The following is a 17,487-nucleotide window of genomic DNA, read 5'->3' on the forward strand; positions in this document are numbered from 1 at the left end:
AGTTTACTTAAGGATAGTTATGCACAAGCTGTTTGGATTTTCATTGTCTGATCACAACCGCGTTTTTGCGATTGCCCTGCCAATGATCATTTCCAATATTGCTGCGCCGCTTCTCGGTCTGGTTGATACTGCCATCATAGGTCATTTGCCTGACGCTATCTACTTATCCGCCGTTGCCGTTGGTGCCATGGTGGTCAGTTTTATTTATCTGCTGGCGGTATTTTTGCGTATGGCGACAACCGGCTATATAGCCCAGTCCTACGGTGCCGATGACATACATGCTCAGCGGCAGCACTTTAATAACGGCATTATTATCGCGCTGGGTTTAGGCGTTTTAATAGCCGTTGCCAGCCCGTTAATTAATGACTTAGCCATGTGGGTTATCGCCCCTTCTGTCGAGCTCGAAGGCTACGCCCGCGATTACATCGAAATTCGCTTATGGTCAGCACCGGCTTCGCTGATAACGCTGGTCGCTCTGGGGGTATTATTAGGCCGGCAAAACAGCCGCAAAGCCATGCTCCTGGTAATCATTACCAACGCCGTGAATGTGGTTATGGATGTGATACTCATTCTTGGCTTTGGACTGAATGTAAAAGGCGCCGCCTGGGCATCGTTAAGTGCCGAGTGGGTAACCGCCATTGTCGGTTTCTACTGGACCGCCCGTGCACTGGGCTGGCACTTACGTCACTGGCAGCTCAAATTTCAGCAGCTGCGTCAGTTTTTAGGCGTTAACGGTAATATTTTTATTCGCAGCCTGGTGTTGCAGCTGTGTATGGCCACAATGACAGGCTACGCGACGCGCTACGGCAGTACCATGGTGGCAGTTAACGCCGTACTCATGCAGTTCCTAATGCTAATTTCTTTAGGGTTAGACGGCATAGCCTATGCCGTGGAAGCTCTTGCCGGTGCCGCAAAAGGTCAGAAACGTTACGATAAAGTGCGTTACTGGTGCAAAATTACTTTGCTCTGGTCGTCACTCTTTGCTGTGGTTTATACGCTCGTTTTCGCTCTGGCAGGCAGTGCAATTATTCGTTTAATTACCGATATTCCCGAAATTATCCGGGTTGCTGAAGATTATTTACCCTGGATAATAGTACTGCCGCTACTGGCTCACTGGAGTTACTGGTTTGACGGTGTATTTATCGGTTTGTCGTTAAGCCGTGGTATGCGCAACACCATGATACTCAGTGCTGTCATTGGCTTTTTACCGTTGTGGTGGGCAGGATTGCCGCTGGAGAACCACGGTTTGTGGTTAGCTCTCAGCGGCTTTTTATTCATGCGTGGTATTACCCAGGCAATCTGGTTCAAATATCTTAGTTCGCCAGATCATCCATCAGGATAAGCTGTGGTGGCAAACCTCCGTCAGTTGCATCAACCGCAACTGCCGTGTAGATGCCACCGCCTTCTAATGTCAGTACAGGCGTCTGAATAGCAATATCCTGCGTACCTGTTGCCGTTACGTAGATATCAACATTACCGGCACTGGGTGCGGCATGAACCAGTTGTACCTTCGCTTCAGTCGCGACCCGACGGCGTTCTTCAGTCAGTACTTGTAAGCCAATAGTGCTCAGCTCACCAACCGCATAAACCGAATAGCTCATTGCGTTTTCTACAGCAAGAGCGGCATCTTCAATAACAACCGGATCACCGCCCGCAGCAGCAACGTCAACACTGTACTCAGCGGCTTCCAGGTTTAAGTACCCAGTTGCACTTTGGAAAGGCAGGTCTTGCACTTGGGCTTCTGCTGCATCATTTAATGTGACATCAACGTTCGGTGCATCCGCCACGGCATGCACAACACGAACATCGGCCCCAGCGTCGGCGTCATGTACTAAAGTGGTCAACTCACCGTCGCTGATCTGCAGAGTAACCGGTGAGTTAGCCGAGTTGGCCGCCACATTATTGGTTGCCGCAATGATGTAATCACCGCCATCTGCAAGGCTAACGGTGCCAGAGTCATAGAAAACCGCATCGTCACCCGCACCGGTTAAGCGAATGCGGTAGTCACCGGCTCCAACATCGACCTGACCGCTGTCTTCACCATAAGCAAGTGTCAGGGCAGGTGATGCCGCACTTAAGTCTGCATCCGGAGCCGTTAAATAAACATCGACTGTCGGCGCACCATAGGCGGCATGCACAACCTGAATACGACTCTCCCCGCCTGCTACATCAGATACCGGGTTAGAGATAATTAACGGCTCCAGGGATTCATCCGCCAATTGACCAACGGCGAACACTTCATAACGCGTATCGGCAGCAAAAGTTAAAGAGGCAGGCCCAATGGCATCGACGGTAGTCTCATCAGGCAGAATACCCTGAACCGTAATGTCATAGTCACCGGCATCAACTTCTAAAACTGCGGAAGAAGTATGATAAGGCACATTTTCTAATAGCGCTGCGTCACCTGCTAAAACATTAACGTTAGGTGAGTCGGCTGAGGTATGATGGACACGGACAAAGCTTGATTCAGCTTCAGGTGGAGTTGTGGTAGCATCGTCATTGTCGCTGTCGAACCAGTCACAACCCGTTATTAATAATAGAGATGTCGCCAGGACACCAAACTTTTTGATCCCTTGCATGATTAATTTCCTCGTATTGATTAGGCAAATATCGTTACGAGTGAAGATCGTGCAAGGGATCACATATTTTTAACACTAAAAAATCGAACAATACAAAGTTGTATAGTCGAAAGATCTAGTAGTACGAGTGCTCTCCGTGCTCATGATCAGTTATATCACGAACTCCGGTCACTTCTTCTGGGAAGCGTTCAAGCAATTCTTTTTCAATGCCGTTTTTCAACGTGACATCGATCATGCTGCAGCCGTTACAGCCACCGCCAAATTGCAAAATAGCCACGCCGTCATCGGTAATTTCGGCAATCATAACCTGACCACCGTGACTCGCTAACTGCGGGTTTATCTCAGCCTGAATCACATACTCTACACGCTCAATTAACGGTGCGTCATCAGCAACCTTACGGGCTTTCGCGTTTGGTGCTTTCAGAGTTAACTGAGACCCCATTTCCTGCTCTTCAAAGTCAATGGCTGCGTCTTCCAAAAACGGAGCGCTACCGGAATCTACGACGGCATCAAAGCCGTTAAACGGTAAACGTTCGTCGTCAGGCTCAACGGAATCTGGCGGACAATAAGAAACACCACACTCGGCATTTGCCATTCCCGGATTAACCACAAAAACACGAATACACGTGCCGTCTGGCTGGTCCGCTAATAGCTTCTGAAAGTGGGACTGCGCTGCTTCTGAAATACGAATCATAAATACTGACCTCACGGCTTATACCTGAGTAAATTACTAAGGTATAGTGTAACCGAGATACCCTTCAGTTTCTAGTCGTGTTGGTTATAGACAACCGCCCAGGCATCCACGGCTGCGGCCCCTTTTTTGTAGAGGGCATCGGCGGCGGCCATCATGGTGGCTCCGGTACTGAGTACATCATCAACAACAGCCACCGTACTACCACTAAAATCGTGAAGGGCTAACTGACTTCGCTTACTGTTTTCCCAGCGAGCGGACTGCGATGCCATATGCTGCATAGGCACCGAGCGTATTTTACGTAAGCCACCCGCAATGTAAGGCACCTGTAGTACAGCAGACAAATAGCGCGCCAATAATGCAGTTTGGTGAAACCCGCGTTGGCGCCAGGCGTGCTGCGTCATTGGCACCGCAACAATACAGTCCGGCATGGGCTGCCCCTGATAGCAAAGTCGCAAATGAGCCGCCAGCTGAGTAGCCAGTAGAGGAGCAAGCTCAGCCTTATTGCGGAATTTAAACAGAGTCATCAATTGTTGCACTTGCGGCTCCCATCGCAACGCACCATACCAATAGCGGCACCGCTTTTGATCTTCGATGAGATGCTGCTCAATATCGGACAGGTGCTGACAACAACGTGGATACCAACGTGGTAACGCCTCGTCGCAGTATGAGCACAAAGCCGTAGCTGTAGCACTCGCGCAACCACAGCTCCAACAAGTGCCTAATTCAAAAGCATTGGCGAGGCTTCGGAAAAACGCTAGCATAGTCACCTAAATAACAAATTTGGGAAAGTGAGTATAGTGAGCCTATCGGTAACATGCAGTGGCACAGGAACGCCTTTTGTTGTACTCCATGGCTGGGGCATGAACGGGAATATCTGGCAGCCGGTGGTGCCTGCTTTAAGCGAAAACTTCCAACTTCACTGTGTTGACTTACCCGGCTTTGGACTTTCCGAATGGTCGCCGACCAGCGAAGTTTCGCTCGAAGGCTTTGTGCAACAAATTATGCCCGCCCTGCCCGAGCGTTTTCATCTTCTGGGGTGGTCTTTAGGTGGGCTTATTGCTAAGCAGGCGGCTCTTAGTTACCCCGAACGGGTCATTTCATTAAATACCGTGGCCTCATCGCCTCACTTTGTGGAAAGTGATAGCTGGTCGGGCATCAAACCAGATATCCTAGAGCAGTTTCAGCAGCAGCTGGAGACAAACTTTAAAAAGACCATTGAACGCTTTTTGGCCATTCAGGCTATGGGAAGTGACGATGCACGTGAGCAAGTGAAGCAGGTAAAACAACTGATATTTGCCAAACCCATGCCTAACCCGGGTGTGCTTAAACAAGCGTTATCCATTTTGCAAACCGCCGATCTGCGCCAGCAATTGAAGAATATTGAAGTGCCCTTTACCCGTTTTTACGGACGCCTGGACAGCCTGGTTCCTGAGCGCGCTATTGCGGATATCTCGGCATTGGTACCTAACTCAGACGCGGTAATATTCAATAAAAGCTCACACGCTCCGTTTATTTCAGAACCGGAACGCTTTGTCAGCGAGTTATTAAGGGCAGTAAAAAGTTAAACTAGCGCTGGCAATGGGTGCAGTACACTGTGCTGCGCTGACCCAGACGAATTTCCTTCAGCCGTTTACTGCATACCATACAAAGCTTGCCACCACGTCCGTAAACCTGAAGTTTTTGCGCGAAATAACCGGGGTTACCGTCTACTTGAGTAAAATCTTTTAGCGTCGTTCCGCCCATTTCTATAGCGCCTGCCAGAGTTTCTTTTATGAGTGGCACTAATTTTTGGTAGCGTGCTTTACTGATTTTACCAGCCGCGCGTTTGGGGTTGATACCGGCTTTAAATAAAGCTTCATTGGCGTAAATATTACCAACACCGACCACAACTTTATTGTCCATAATAAAAGTTTTTACCGACTGCGTTCGCCCCCGCGAGCGCTCAAATAAATAGTCAACATGGAAGGCTTCTGTTAGCGGCTCCGGACCTAGCTGTTTGAGCAATTCATGCCCGGTCACATCGGTTTCACTGTAAAGCAAAGCACCAAAGCGGCGCGGGTCGTTTAACCGGAGTGTCTGCCCGTTAGCAAACTCGATATCAATGTGATCGTGTTTGTAATGCGGGGTTTCAGCCGGCACCACTCTGAGCTTGCCCGACATGCCCAAATGGAGTATCAGGCACCCATTATCCGTCTGCAGCAATAAATACTTTGAACGGCGGCTTACCGAGCGCAAAATATGGCCTTCCACCTGATGCACGGTCTCCGGTACCGGCCAGCGAAGACGCTTATCGTGAACCTGAACGGCGGTAATCTTGTGACCTTCGATGTGCGGAGATATGCCTAATCGGCTGACTTCAACTTCGGGTAATTCCGGCATAAACTTCAGACTTCCTTAATGACCCAGTAATTGACTGGCAGTGAATTCTTTTACGCGAAAACTCTGCTGTTGGTTCGGCAAACGAATTATCAACTCAGACTCGGCGTACAGCTCGACACGCGCTTCTTCTCCCCCGGCAAAACGAAAATAAACGTCAGTGATTAAATTTTCCGCTGTTTGGCTGGTTGGCTCCATAGTCAACGCCAGCCAGTTCTCTACCACACTTTCAGCGGCTTTTTCAGACAGGCGACATGGGTTCTGGCACCGCCATTTCTGTTCCTCAAGAACCAGCCGAAGTTCATCAATTTGTATCTCTCTTAAATTGCCATCATCGGGGATCAAGCCAATAACCTCACCCGGTGCGGCTTCATCCTTAATACCTTGCTCTGCTTCTTCTTTAACCGGCGGCGCGACATACCAGAACACCACCATAATAATTAATATGGCGTAAACCAGAACGTTGTTCCACGCTCTGCGGGTCATAGTCAGCCCAAATATTTTTCGCTTCTCATTCACTTTCATTGGCTTTCGCTCTATGTGATAACCTGTCGAATAATTTTCTTGTTGCTGTACTTCTTGTTGTTACTAGAAACAGAATACCCTATATTCTCGCGCGACAACAAAATACGGGACTTTATTGCATTATGGTGCTATCTGATATTATCGACAAAGTCGCCGACCAAGGCTACTGCATTATCGATGATTTTCTCCAGCCGGAGCGCTCTGAGGCACTGTATCACTATGCCCAGCAGTTACCCGCCCAGTACTGGAACCTGGCTGGCATTGGCCGTCAACAGAATCAAACCATTAATACCATGGTACGCAACGACCGCATTTACTGGTTAACTCAGGAAGAGCCCCGCCACAAAGATTACTTGGCCATTATGGAACAATTGCGCAATGAATTTAACCGCGAGTTGTTTCTTGGCTTGTTCGATTACGAATGCCACCTGGCTCATTACCCGAAAGGGGCTTTCTATAAAAAACATCTGGATGCGTTTAAAGGCCGGAGTAACCGCGTGTTAACCACGGTCTTTTACCTGAACCCCGAATGGGAAGAAACCGATGGCGGGCAACTGGTTATTTATGGTAATAGAGGTCAAGTGCTGGAAACCGTACTGCCCAAACAAGGACGCCTGGTGGTATTTTTAAGTGACCGTTTTGTACATGAAGTACTACGTTCAGAAAGAGACCGCTTCAGCATTACCGGTTGGTTCCGCATCAATGCCAGTATTTCCGGCATTGTGGACCCTCCACGCTAACCGTAAAAGTCAGGCAATAAAAAACCCAGCCGAAGCTGGGTTTTTTGTAAGCTTTAGAACCAATTACTTGATTTTAGCTTCTTTGAAGATCACGTGCTTACGAACCACTGGATCGAATTTTTTGATCTCCATTTTTTCTGGCATGGTGCGTTTGTTCTTGTCTGTGGTATAGAAGTAACCCGTACCAGCAGATGACACTAAACGAATCTTATCGCGCATAATTGAGTTCCTTAAACCTTAACACCACGGCCGCGGAGATCCGCTAATACCGCATCAATACCGTTTTTATCAATAATACGCATACCTTTAGTAGAAATGCGTAACTTAACCCAACGCTTCTCGCTTTCTACCCAAAAGCGGTGCGATTGTAGGTTCGGCAGGAAGCGACGCTTAGTCGCATTGCGTGCGTGCGAGCGGTTGTTACCGACTACCGGACGCTTACCTGTAATTTGGCATACTTGTGACATGTCTCTACTCCAAAATTGCTGCAAGCTCGCCTGTCGCCCAACGTGACCTTGCCTATAAATCCGAGGGCGCATTTTATACAGCAAACTGCCCTTCTAATCAAGCTAATACGACGGAAATATGATCCTTATCGATCGTTCGGGGCGGATTTTACGTGATTTTTAATCAAACTGCCAGTACAAAACTACAACAATCCGCGCTCCGCAAAAGAAATTGGATCGCCGGCACCAACAACGAAATGATCCAACAGCGCCACATCGATTAAAGTCAGGGCTTTTTTTACCCGCTCAGTCACCCGCTGGTCTGCCTGGCTGGGCTCTGCCACACCTGATGGGTGGTTGTGAGCCAGAATTACTGCGGCGGCATTGTACTGCATGACCAGCTTAATAACTTCTCGCGGATAAACCGGTGCGGCGTTAATTGTACCCTGAAACAATTCTTCATAACGTAATAACCTATGCTGACTGTCCAGCAGTAAAATAGCAAAGACTTCGCGGCCCTGATGTCGAAGCTGCGCAGTTAAATAATCTTTCACCATAGACGGGTCAGTGAAGCCATCTGAACGCTCTAGCTGCCACTTCAGGTACCTTCTTGATAACTCCATGACAACCTGCAACTGATTCACTCGCGCAGGACCGATGCCACTACAGGCTAAAAGTTGCTCTGGCTTTGCCGTAAGCAGTGCCCCTATCCCGTTAAACTGGTTCAATAAATGGCGAGCAAAAGCGACAACATCCTGTCCCTGACTGCCACTACCGAGTAAAATGGCTAATAATTCCGCATCACTCAGGTATTCTGCTCCCTGATTTTGCAGTTTTTCTCTGGGTCGTTCCGAAACAGGCCATTCCTTGACGCTCATTACTCTCTCCTTAATTCTAAAGAGAGAAGTATAACGACCATCTACCCTGTAACGGGGTCTCATGTTATCTTTACACGAATTAACACAGAGGGGTTCGCATGGCACAGTTGCAGAACAAACACATACTTTTAGGTATTACCGGCGGTATTGCCGCCTATAAAGCGCCTGACCTGGTGCGCCGTCTGCGTGAGCAGGGCGCAGAAGTTCGTGTGGTAATGACTGACAGTGCCAAAGCTTTTGTAACCCCACTTAGCTTACAAGCCGTGTCAGGTTTTACGGTCAGCGATGATTTGTTAGATCCGACAGCAGAAGCCGCTATGGGCCATATTGAGCTAGCTCGCTGGGCCGATATCATTCTCGTTGCGCCAGCCACAGCGAATACCATTGCCCGCATAACGCACGGATTTGCTGACGACTTACTCAGTACATTGGTGCTTGCCAGCAAAGCACCTGTTGTCATTGCTCCGGCCATGAACCAACAAATGTGGGCGGCAACCTCCGTGCAGGAAAATATTGAAACTCTGCTGAACCGGGGCGTACAAATGATAGGCCCTGAAAGTGGTGAACAGGCCTGCGGCGATGTCGGTTATGGCCGCATGAGCGATCCAACCCAGATTGTACAGGCGTTAATTGAGAAGCAGCCTAAAACGCCACAAACCTGGCAAGGAAAAACCTTTGTTATTACTGCCGGCCCAACTCGCGAAGCCATTGATCCTGTGCGTTATATCAGTAACCACAGCTCCGGCAAAATGGGTTATGCGTTAGCAGAGGCTGCCGCCCATGCCGGCGCTAACGTTATTCTGGTTTCCGGACCGACGCAGTTGGCGACTCCTGCCGGCGTTCAGCGAATTGACGTAGAAACTGCCGAGCAAATGCTTAACGCGGTACAGCAGCAACTGCAGCAGTGCGATGTCTTTATTGGCTGTGCTGCCGTGTCAGACTATCGGATTGCCGAAATTGCCTCACAAAAAATCAAAAAAGAGCAGAGTGACCAGCCTCCGCAACTTAAGCTGGTGCAAAACCCGGATATCCTGCAACAAGTAGCCAGTTCAGAGAAACCGCCGTTTACCGTTGGTTTTGCAGCCGAAACCGAAAACTTAAAGGCTAACGCGTTGCGTAAACTGGAACGAAAACAATTAAAAATGATTGTCGCTAACGATGTTAGCCAGACCGGTCTGGGTTTTAACAGCGACAGCAATAACGCCATTATTTTCAGTCAGGATAGTGAACAGTCACTTCCGACGATGAGTAAGCATGATATGGCCATTGCAATTATTGATGCGATAGCCAAACGCTATTTTGATAATACAAATCCTGAAATCAGGGCTAATTAAAAGAAAGTGAGAACTCCATGACGCAAGTCGAAGTAAAAATTTTAGATGAACGTATTGGCCAGTCTATTCCGCTTCCTGAATATGCCACCCAGGGTTCTGCCGGAATGGATCTGCGCGCCTGTTTGGATCAGCCATTAACCATAGAACCGGGACAAACCCAGTTAATTGGCACCGGTATTGCTATGTATATTGGTGACCCGAACTACGCAGCAACTATTCTGCCTCGCTCAGGCCTGGGCCATAAACATGGCCTGGTACTGGGTAATTTAGTTGGACTTATCGACTCAGACTACCAGGGCGAGCTTAAAGTTTCGTGCTGGAATCGCAGCGACAAGGCCTACACCATAGAACCTGGCGACCGCATTGCGCAATTGGTGATTTTACCCGTTGTACAGGCGCAAATGACCGTTGTCGACGAGTTTCACGAAACCGACCGCGGTGAAGGTGGTTTCGGTCACTCTGGCCGCTCATAAACCGAATTACAATAAATTCCGGCCTCTCAAATAAGGAAAGTTACAAGCATGGCAGAACAAAAACGTAACCGTCGTGAGGAAATTTTACAGGCTTTGGCGGCAATGTTGGAAACCAGCCCGGGTCAGCGTATTACAACAGCAAAACTGGCGGCTAACTTAGGTGTTTCGGAGGCGGCTTTATACCGTCACTTTCCATCAAAGGCGCGCATGTTTGAAGGGCTTATTGAGTTTGTTGAAGACACCCTGCTCACCCGCATTAACATGATCATGAACGAGGAGAAGAATACGCTCTCCCGTTGCTACGCTATTTTGCAGCTCTTATTAACCTTCGCTGAGCGTAACCCTGGTATCACACGAGTAATGACGGGTGATGCACTTATGGGCGAACACGACCGCTTAAGAGGTCGTATGGAAGACCTTTTTAATCGTATAGAAAGCTCAATAAAGCAGGTGTTGCGGGAAAAAGCGATGCGAGAACAGCAACGCTTTATTGTTGATGAAGCCGTGTTGGCGAATTTATTGCTAAGCTACGCCGATGGAAAAATCAGTCAGTTCGTGCGCTCTAATTTCAAACGTTTGCCAACAGAACATTTATCGGCTCAATGGCAAGTCATGGAACAACAGCTAATAAGTGCGTAAAACGGGTTACTGTGTGAAACAGGTCACTCCGTTTTACGCTCACGACTCAATAAATCAATAGCTGCCTGCTGCGGTTCTTTACCTTCATAAAGGACCGCATATATCTGCTCACAAATTGGCATTTCAACGTCATAGCGTTTGGCCAGAGCAACCACTTCACGGGTATTCCGATAACCTTCAACCGACTGACCAATACTTTTCAGGGCCTGCTCAACGCCTTTCCCCTGCCCTAAAGCCAGACCAAAACGACGGTTTCTCGACTGGTTGTCGGTACAAGTCAGGATTAAATCCCCCAGCCCGGCCATACCGGTAAAAGTATCGCTTTTAGCACCTAATGTCAGACCCAGTCGGGTCAATTCCGCTAAGCCACGGGTAATCAATGCCGTTCGTGCGTTTGCACCAAAGCCAATGCCATCTGCCATGCCGGCACCAATGGCAATCACATTCTTCACCACCCCGCCCAGCTGTACCCCAATAAAGTCATTATTGGTGTAAACACGGAAGGAACGGTCACAATGCAGAAGCTCCGAAAGCTCATCGACAAAAGCTTTGTTGGTCGATGACATTGAAATAGCCGTTGGTAACCCTTTTGCCATTTCAATCGCGAAGGTAGGACCTGACAATACCGCCAATGGATGCTCTTCACCGAGAATATCTTCTGCTACTTCATACAGTAAACGCCCTGTATCGGGCTCCAACCCTTTAGTTGCCCAGGCTACGCGAGCGTGCTTCGCTAACAAAGGTTTCGCCTGCTCTAACATAGACGAGAAAGAATGGCTGGGAACCACAACGACGACGTTTTTTACGTCATGCAATGCTTCGCTTAAATCTGCCGTTACACTTAAGGACTCAGGAAAAGGGCAGGCAGGAAGATACTCTTCGTTTTCATGCGCAGCCTGCATTATCGCCACTTTATCGGCGTCCCGGCCCCACAGCGTAGTCGCTATGCCTTTACGGGCGAAACAAATAGCAAGGGCGGTCCCGTAAGAGCCCGCCCCTAACACTGTCACCTGAGGTGTCTGCATTATCGTATCGCTTACGCGTCAGCAGTTTGCTGGCCTTGAGCCTGTTCAGCTTGCTGCTGCATGTGACGCTGGAAAATAGCATCAAAGTTAACAGGAGCCAGGTTCAACTGTGGGAAAGTCGCACGGTTAACAAGGTTTGAAACACACTCACGAGCGTAAGGGAACAAAATGTTCGGGCAGAAAGAACCCAGCATGTGTGCCAACTGACCTTCCTGGATTTCATCACCGATAGTGAAAATACCTGCCTGATGTACTTCACACAGGAATGCTACATCGTCTTCAACCTTGTTGGTTGCGGTCAAAGTGAGCACCACTTCGTAAACACCGTCTTCAATTTTTTCGTGTTTTACGTTTAAGTCCAGCTTCAGTTCTGGCTTCCACTCTTTGCGGAAAATAGCCGGTGAGCTTGGAGTTTCAAAAGAAATGTCTTTCGCGTAAATGCGCTGAATTGCGAATTGTGGTTGCTGTTGTTGGTTTTCAGCGGCCGCGCCGTTTGCTTGCTGTTCTTCAGCCATGATTTTACTTCCTATTCATTTTAAGTTTTAGACGAATTTTATTATTTTTTCTGCGAAACCGGCAATTTAGCACTGCGCCATGTGTTAATACCACCTTGCAGCACAGCCACCTGACTAAAGCCTTCAGCGATTAATTGGCTGGCAGCCGATTTTGCCGTCATTCCTGTTGCACAGACTATCACAATGGGGGCTTCTTTGAACTTTTCAATAGTTGAAAGTTCTTTTTGTTTGATTTTTTCAGCCGGTAATGACACCGAACCGTGAATATGGCCTTTCTTAAATTCGTCTTTATTACGGATATCGACGAATACGCCATCACCCCGGTTGACCCAAACCGTTGCTTCTTGCGGCTGCAGGCTTTTCATCGGCGACATAGCAGAGCGAATCGTCGTCACTATTAATGCGATTAACAGAACAACCCACACGCCACTCATCATTGGGTTGCGGCTGACAAATTCAAAAAGTTCTTGCATAAGACCTACCAGTAATCGTGGGTAACAGAAAAAAATAGCGGTCAAAGAGTATACCTGTACAAATCTCAGTTGCCAGAAAAATCTTGGGTGGATGCGTAAGCTCCGGAAATCGAGTAGAATGTTGACTAATTTCATCATCGAAAACACCGAGCAATGAGGCCCATTATGACTCCTACGATAAAACCTTTGGTATTGTTGATTCTTGACGGCTGGGGTTACCGTGAAGATGCACCGGATAACGCCATTGCAAAAGCCAATACACCGGTTATGGATCGTTTATGGAAGCAATACCCTCATTGTTTAGTCGATGGTTCAGGGGGCGCAGTTGGTTTGCCGGACGGCCAAATGGGCAACTCGGAGGTTGGTCATGTTAATTTGGGCGCTGGTCGCATCGTTTACCAGGATTTTACCCGCATCAGTAAAGCTATTTCTGACCGCAGCTTTTTCAGCAACACCGTACTGTGTGACGCATTAAATAAGACCGGAACAGCTAATGGTGCCGTTCATATTATGGGTCTGTTGTCTCCGGGCGGCGTACACAGCCACGAAGACCACCTGGTCGCTATGGTAGAAATGGCTATCGAACAAGGTGCAGATGATGTCTACTTGCACGCGTTTTTAGATGGCCGGGACACGCCGCCAAAATCCGCCCTGGCGTCTATTGAGCGCTTTGAAGCTTTATTTGCCCGTTTGGGTAAAGGCCGTTTCGCCACCTTAAACGGTCGTTTCTTTGCCATGGACAGAGACAAGCGCTGGGAACGCATTGAACAGTCTTACAAAGCAATTTACCACGGCCTCTCCGGGGTTACTTCACCGAATGCCACAGACGCATTAGAAGACGCATACGAGCGCGGAGAAACCGATGAATTCGTTACTCCGGTCGTCATTGGCCAACCTGCACCATTGAAAAACGGTGACTCGGTGTTCTTTATGAACTTCCGTGCCGACCGCGCCCGCGAAATGACTCAGGCTTTTATTGATAATGATTTCGACGGTTTTGACCGAGGACCACGGATCGAACTCAGCGACTTTGTCATGCTGACTCAGTACGCCGACACATTAAAAACACCTTGTGCCTTCCCGCCGGAACCATTGAATAACGTGCTGGGTGAGTGGTTATCTAAACATGACAAAACGCAATTACGCATCTCAGAAACGGAAAAGTACGCACACGTCACCTTCTTTTTCAGCGGCGGCCGCGAACAGGAGTTTGAGGGAGAAAAGCGCGTTCTAATCCCCTCTCCTAAGGTGAAAACTTACGACTTACAGCCAGAAATGAGCTCGGAACAGCTCACTGATGAGCTGGTTGAAGCCATTGAGTCTCAAGCCTTTGATGTGGTTATTTGCAACTACCCTAATGGCGACATGGTTGGCCATACAGGCAACTTCGATGCGGCCGTTAAGGCTTGTGAAACTGTCGACCACAGCGTTGGCCGTGTGGTATCGGCTTTAGAGGCTGTTGGTGGTGAATGCCTGATAACTGCAGACCATGGCAACGCTGAGCAAATGAGTGATGCGACAACCGGCCAGGCGCATACAGCTCACACTAATGAGCTGGTTCCTTTCATCTATGTTGGTCGTCCCGCTAAGGCACAAAATGGGCGCTTATCCGATGTCGCACCCACAATTTTGCATTTAATGGGCATGGAGCAGCCTGACGAAATGACCGGCACCCCGCTTATGGTGTTAAAGCAGGAGCAGGACTAACTCATGCCGCTACCGGTGTTCTTGCTGATTGTTCTGGGCTTATTGGTCAACCCGGCAGTAGCTCAGGACTACAGTGAAGACGACAAAGCCTCTACGGAGGCCGAAATAGCTGCTGTCAAAGAAGAACTGGCAGAGCGCCTGCAAGCCATAGAAGAACGTAATTCGGAACTAAGCTCAACCGAGCAACAGCTCCGCGACCTGGAAATAAGAACAGCGGAAGTTGCCGGCTCACTGCGTAAAACCCAAACCAAACTCGATAGCGTCAATGCTGAAATTGAAGAATCAGAGCGTAAGCGCAAAGAACTGCAGCAAAAGCAGAAGCAACAGATGGCGTTATTGGAAGACCAGCTTGTTTCCGCCTATATGAACGGCGACCATGACTTCCTAAAAATGCTGTTAAACCAGCAGGATCCCGGTCAATTCGAAAGAATGCTGAGTTATTACCAGTACTTCAACACCGCAAGAGTTGAAGAAATTAAGGTAATTAAGAGTACCCAACAGGAAATTGTTGCACTTACCGAAGAGTTAAAACAGCAGCAAAACCAATTAGCCGCTTTACGGCAGCAACAGGAAGAACAGCGTTCTCAGCTTGAGCAACAACAACATCGTCAGGAAGAAAAGTTAGCGGAGCTGCAACAGCAACAACGTAAAGACCGTTCACGCGTGGGACAACTGGAACAAAGCCGGGATCAGTTGGAGCAGGTATTGAGCGCCATAGAAAACGCTCTGGCCCAACAAAAAGACGTGCAACTGGTTGGCTTACAGTCAGTCAAAAACCAATTACGCTGGCCAAGTGACGGCGATGTAAAGCGGTTGTTCGGTCAACGCCGAGAAGGTCCGGTTGACTGGAAAGGCGTTCTAATAGAAGGCAGTAACGGACAGCCCGTTCGCTCAATTGCTAATGGCCGGGTGGTATACGCAGACTGGCTACGCGGATTTGGTTTAGTCATTGTGGTTGATCATGGGCAAAGTTACATGAGCCTTTATGGTCACAACCAGACATTAACGAAAGCCGTTGGTGACAAAGTTCGCAAAGACGAGGAAATTGCACTTATGGGGCAGTCCGGCTCGCGTAACAGCCCTACTTTATACTTCGAAATACGCCACCAGGGGCGTCCGCAAAACCCAAGTAACTGGATACGCTGATGCTACGCCTTATTGCGACTCTGGCTTTACTTACTTGCCTGGCAGCTCCGGTTTCTGCCGGCAAGATAGCTATTGTTATTGACGACATAGGTAATCACAAGAATGACTTAAAAGCGGCGCTTTTACCGGGCAATGTCAGTTTCGCCGTGCTGCCATACACCCCCTACGCCCGGGCTTTTGCATTACGTGCACACCACCAGCAAAAGCAAGTGCTTTTACACATGCCAATGGAAGCAATAGAAAACGACCGGCCCGGTCCGGGTGTGGTCACCGCCAACATGAGCAACGCGCAAATAAAGCTGCAGCTGGTTAACGCTCTCGACTCGATTCCTTACGTGACCGGAGTGAATAACCATATGGGCAGTAAACTGACTCAGCTCCCCATGCCTATGCAAGCGGTTATGGAAACATTAGCAGCCCGCAAACTCTTTTTTATTGATAGTCGGACGTCGGAATTTAGTGTGGCTGAACAAATTGCCGGACAGTTTGGAGTCAGGACCTCTCGCCGCCATGTCTTTCTTGATAACGAAGTTGACCAAAATTATCTGCAACAGCAGTTTGACCAGTTGCTTCGTTTAGCCAAGCGAGACGGTCAGGCCATTGGCATTGGTCACCCCTACCCCGAGACGTTGAGTTTTCTTAAGCAGCATTTACCTGAATTGCAAAAGCAGGGAATTGAGTTGGTGTTCGTTTCTGAGCTAACTCAGGCGACTAACCAGAACGGGTATCTTCTTCCAGTGACGTCAGCAAAATAATTGCCTGCTCGCGGCTTTCACCGCAAATCTCTCTATCCGCTGAAAACTCTCCACACACGGCCGGACGTTCGGGCTTACCAAACAGCCGGCATAAATTATCATCGTCGAGTTGGACACAGCGCACACCCGCCGGCTTGCCATTTGGCATGCCGGGGATGGGAGAACTAATAGAAGGAGCTATGCAGCAAGCACCGCAACCAATGCGGCACTTCATTTAGCTCATTGCGAGACGAAGTTTCTTCATCGCGTTCTGTTCAAGCTGACGAACGCGCTCTGCCGATACTTCGTATTTTGCTGCTAAGTCATGCAGCGTGGTTTTATCTTCAGACAGCCAACGCGACTGAACGATATCCTGACTACGTTCATCCAGGTGACTCATAGCACCCAGTAGTTTCTGCTGTGTATGACTTTCGTAGTCTTCGGCTTCAATTTCTGCCGCTAAATCGGAACGCTTGTCTTCCAGATACATCGCTGGAGAGTAGGCACTACCCTCTTTCGAGTCATCGTCGTCGGAGCTTAGCTCAAAGGCCTGGTCGTGAGCACTCATGCGGGATTCCATTTCCAACACTTCTTTCGTGCTGACACCCAGCTCATCGGCAACAGTTTCAACTTCTTTCTGGCTAAACCAACCTAAACGTTTTTTCATTTTACGCAGGTTAAAGAACAACTTACGCTGTGCTTTTGTGGTTGCCACTTTTACAACGCGCCAGTTACGCAGCACGTATTCATGAATTTCTGCTTTAATCCAGTGAACAGCAAATGACACCAAACGCACGCCCACAGATGGATCAAAGCGTTTAACGGCTTTCATCAGGCCAATATTGCCTTCCTGAATTAAATCGGCTTGCGGCAGACCATAACCTGAATAACTACGGGCTACGTGTACCACAAAGCGGAGATGCGACATGATGAGCTCTTTCGCAGCATCGAGGTCACTGTTCTCATAAAGTCTTGTTGCCAACGCCTTTTCTTTTTCGGCGGTGAGCATAGGAATACGGTTGACTGACTGAATATACCCGTCCAGTCCTCCCCCTTGGGGAACCGATAATGCCATGGTGTTTAATTCAGTGCTCATTTAACAACCTCTACTTAAAATACCGACTTAAATTACTGCCTTTCAGTCAGCTTCTAAGACCCTTTTAGAGTCTAAAAGTTCCATTATGATCGTTGTCGATCAGGTGA

General features: G+C 48.6%; 22 protein-coding genes. 9 read left to right on the plus strand and 13 right to left on the minus strand.

What is annotated here, in order from left to right; genetic code table 11:
* Positions 1-19: 19 nt before the first annotated feature.
* Positions 20-1,342, plus strand: a complete 1,323-nt coding sequence (locus BM359_RS05870; RefSeq protein WP_054490850.1) for an MATE family efflux transporter — start codon at positions 20-22, stop codon at positions 1,340-1,342.
* Here the strand turns inward: BM359_RS05870 and BM359_RS05875 are convergent.
* The 3 genes from BM359_RS05875 to BM359_RS05885 form a co-directional block, all read right to left on the minus strand.
* Positions 1,314-2,579, minus strand: a complete 1,266-nt coding sequence (locus BM359_RS05875) for a DUF4397 domain-containing protein (protein WP_054490852.1) — start codon at positions 2,577-2,579, stop codon at positions 1,314-1,316. The genes BM359_RS05870 and BM359_RS05875 overlap by 29 nt on opposite strands.
* 115 nt (positions 2,580-2,694) lie before the next feature.
* Positions 2,695-3,273: a Fe-S biogenesis protein NfuA gene (nfuA, locus tag BM359_RS05880; RefSeq protein ID WP_054490854.1), complete on the minus strand. Its 579-nt coding sequence runs from the start codon at positions 3,271-3,273 to the stop codon at positions 2,695-2,697.
* A 71-nt stretch (positions 3,274-3,344) separates the two neighbouring features.
* On the minus strand, positions 3,345-4,034 hold the full coding sequence (locus tag BM359_RS05885) for a ComF family protein (protein WP_054490856.1): 690 nt from the start codon (positions 4,032-4,034) through the stop codon (positions 3,345-3,347).
* Positions 4,035-4,070: 36 nt separating this feature from the next.
* On the opposite strand from BM359_RS05885, the gene bioH reads away from it, so the two are divergent.
* On the plus strand, positions 4,071-4,838 hold the full coding sequence (gene bioH, locus BM359_RS05890; RefSeq protein WP_074930795.1) for a pimeloyl-ACP methyl ester esterase BioH: 768 nt from the start codon (positions 4,071-4,073) through the stop codon (positions 4,836-4,838).
* Between the two features lies 1 nt (position 4,839).
* Here bioH and mutM read toward each other — a convergent pair whose 3' ends face one another.
* A complete protein-coding gene (gene mutM, locus BM359_RS05895; RefSeq protein WP_054490859.1) occupies positions 4,840-5,652 on the minus strand; it encodes a bifunctional DNA-formamidopyrimidine glycosylase/DNA-(apurinic or apyrimidinic site) lyase in 813 nt (270 codons plus the stop codon).
* 15 nt (positions 5,653-5,667) lie between these two features.
* Complete coding sequence (locus BM359_RS05900; RefSeq protein ID WP_054490861.1) at positions 5,668-6,174, minus strand: hypothetical protein; 507 nt, start codon at positions 6,172-6,174, stop codon at positions 5,668-5,670.
* A gap of 122 nt (positions 6,175-6,296) precedes the next feature.
* Between BM359_RS05900 and BM359_RS05905 the strand changes: the two genes are divergently transcribed.
* Positions 6,297-6,914, plus strand: a complete 618-nt coding sequence (locus BM359_RS05905) for a 2OG-Fe(II) oxygenase (RefSeq protein WP_054490863.1) — start codon at positions 6,297-6,299, stop codon at positions 6,912-6,914.
* A gap of 63 nt (positions 6,915-6,977) precedes the next feature.
* On the opposite strand, the gene rpmG is transcribed toward BM359_RS05905, so the two are convergent.
* From rpmG to radC, 3 genes are all read right to left on the minus strand, one after another.
* On the minus strand, positions 6,978-7,133 hold the full coding sequence (gene rpmG / locus BM359_RS05910; RefSeq protein WP_006953863.1) for a 50S ribosomal protein L33: 156 nt from the start codon (positions 7,131-7,133) through the stop codon (positions 6,978-6,980).
* 11 nt (positions 7,134-7,144) lie between these two features.
* Complete coding sequence (gene rpmB, locus BM359_RS05915) at positions 7,145-7,381, minus strand: 50S ribosomal protein L28 (RefSeq protein WP_054490864.1); 237 nt, start codon at positions 7,379-7,381, stop codon at positions 7,145-7,147.
* A gap of 182 nt (positions 7,382-7,563) precedes the next feature.
* On the minus strand, positions 7,564-8,238 hold the full coding sequence (gene radC, locus BM359_RS05920) for a RadC family protein (protein ID WP_054490866.1): 675 nt from the start codon (positions 8,236-8,238) through the stop codon (positions 7,564-7,566).
* 98 nt (positions 8,239-8,336) lie between these two features.
* Here radC and coaBC point away from each other — a divergent pair, with 98 nt between their 5' ends.
* The 3 genes from coaBC to slmA are packed head-to-tail and all read left to right on the plus strand — an operon-like array spanning position 8,337 to position 10,684.
* On the plus strand, positions 8,337-9,572 hold the full coding sequence (coaBC, locus tag BM359_RS05925; protein ID WP_054490868.1) for a bifunctional phosphopantothenoylcysteine decarboxylase/phosphopantothenate--cysteine ligase CoaBC: 1,236 nt from the start codon (positions 8,337-8,339) through the stop codon (positions 9,570-9,572).
* A 17-nt stretch (positions 9,573-9,589) separates the two neighbouring features.
* Entirely contained in the window at positions 9,590-10,045 is a 456-nt protein-coding gene (gene dut, locus BM359_RS05930) for a dUTP diphosphatase (RefSeq protein ID WP_054490870.1), read from the plus strand.
* Between the two features lie 48 nt (positions 10,046-10,093).
* A complete protein-coding gene (gene slmA / locus BM359_RS05935; protein ID WP_054490872.1) occupies positions 10,094-10,684 on the plus strand; it encodes a nucleoid occlusion factor SlmA in 591 nt (196 codons plus the stop codon).
* A 23-nt stretch (positions 10,685-10,707) separates the two neighbouring features.
* Here the strand turns inward: slmA and gpsA are convergent, their stop codons facing one another.
* From gpsA to BM359_RS05950, 3 genes are read right to left on the minus strand one after another with little or no spacing between them, the layout of a single operon-like run.
* A complete protein-coding gene (gpsA, locus tag BM359_RS05940; protein WP_054490874.1) occupies positions 10,708-11,709 on the minus strand; it encodes an NAD(P)H-dependent glycerol-3-phosphate dehydrogenase in 1,002 nt (333 codons plus the stop codon).
* Between the two features lie 11 nt (positions 11,710-11,720).
* Positions 11,721-12,224 (minus strand): protein-export chaperone SecB, encoded by a 504-nt coding sequence (gene secB / locus BM359_RS05945; RefSeq protein WP_054490876.1) that lies wholly within the window; start codon positions 12,222-12,224, stop codon positions 11,721-11,723.
* 41 nt (positions 12,225-12,265) lie between these two features.
* Entirely contained in the window at positions 12,266-12,697 is a 432-nt protein-coding gene (locus tag BM359_RS05950; protein WP_054490879.1) for a rhodanese-like domain-containing protein, read from the minus strand.
* A 165-nt stretch (positions 12,698-12,862) separates the two neighbouring features.
* On the opposite strand from BM359_RS05950, the gene gpmI reads away from it, so the two are divergent.
* Genes gpmI through BM359_RS05965 form a run of 3 tightly spaced genes read left to right on the plus strand, consistent with a single transcriptional unit; the run spans position 12,863 to position 16,305 of the window.
* Positions 12,863-14,404, plus strand: coding sequence for a 2,3-bisphosphoglycerate-independent phosphoglycerate mutase (gene gpmI, locus BM359_RS05955; RefSeq protein WP_054490881.1), 1,542 nt, complete (start codon positions 12,863-12,865; stop codon positions 14,402-14,404).
* Between the two features lie 3 nt (positions 14,405-14,407).
* On the plus strand, positions 14,408-15,550 hold the full coding sequence (locus tag BM359_RS05960) for a murein hydrolase activator EnvC family protein (RefSeq protein WP_054490883.1): 1,143 nt from the start codon (positions 14,408-14,410) through the stop codon (positions 15,548-15,550).
* On the plus strand, positions 15,550-16,305 hold the full coding sequence (locus BM359_RS05965; protein WP_054490885.1) for a divergent polysaccharide deacetylase family protein: 756 nt from the start codon (positions 15,550-15,552) through the stop codon (positions 16,303-16,305). The genes BM359_RS05960 and BM359_RS05965 overlap by 1 nt, the downstream gene beginning before the upstream one ends.
* On the opposite strand, the gene BM359_RS05970 is transcribed toward BM359_RS05965, so the two are convergent.
* Together BM359_RS05970 and rpoH are read right to left on the minus strand one after the other, a co-directional pair.
* Positions 16,262-16,519 carry a YkgJ family cysteine cluster protein gene (locus tag BM359_RS05970; protein ID WP_074930797.1) on the minus strand — a complete coding sequence of 86 codons (258 nt, stop codon included), beginning with the start codon at positions 16,517-16,519 and terminating at the stop codon, positions 16,262-16,264. The two genes, BM359_RS05965 and BM359_RS05970, sit on opposite strands and share 44 nt — an antisense overlap.
* Entirely contained in the window at positions 16,520-17,380 is an 861-nt protein-coding gene (rpoH, locus tag BM359_RS05975) for an RNA polymerase sigma factor RpoH (RefSeq protein WP_054490888.1), read from the minus strand.
* Positions 17,381-17,487: the final 107 nt, after the last annotated feature.

It is taken from the genome of Idiomarina abyssalis (genome assembly GCF_900116625.1).
Classification (GTDB): Bacteria; Pseudomonadota; Gammaproteobacteria; order Enterobacterales; family Alteromonadaceae; genus Idiomarina; species Idiomarina abyssalis.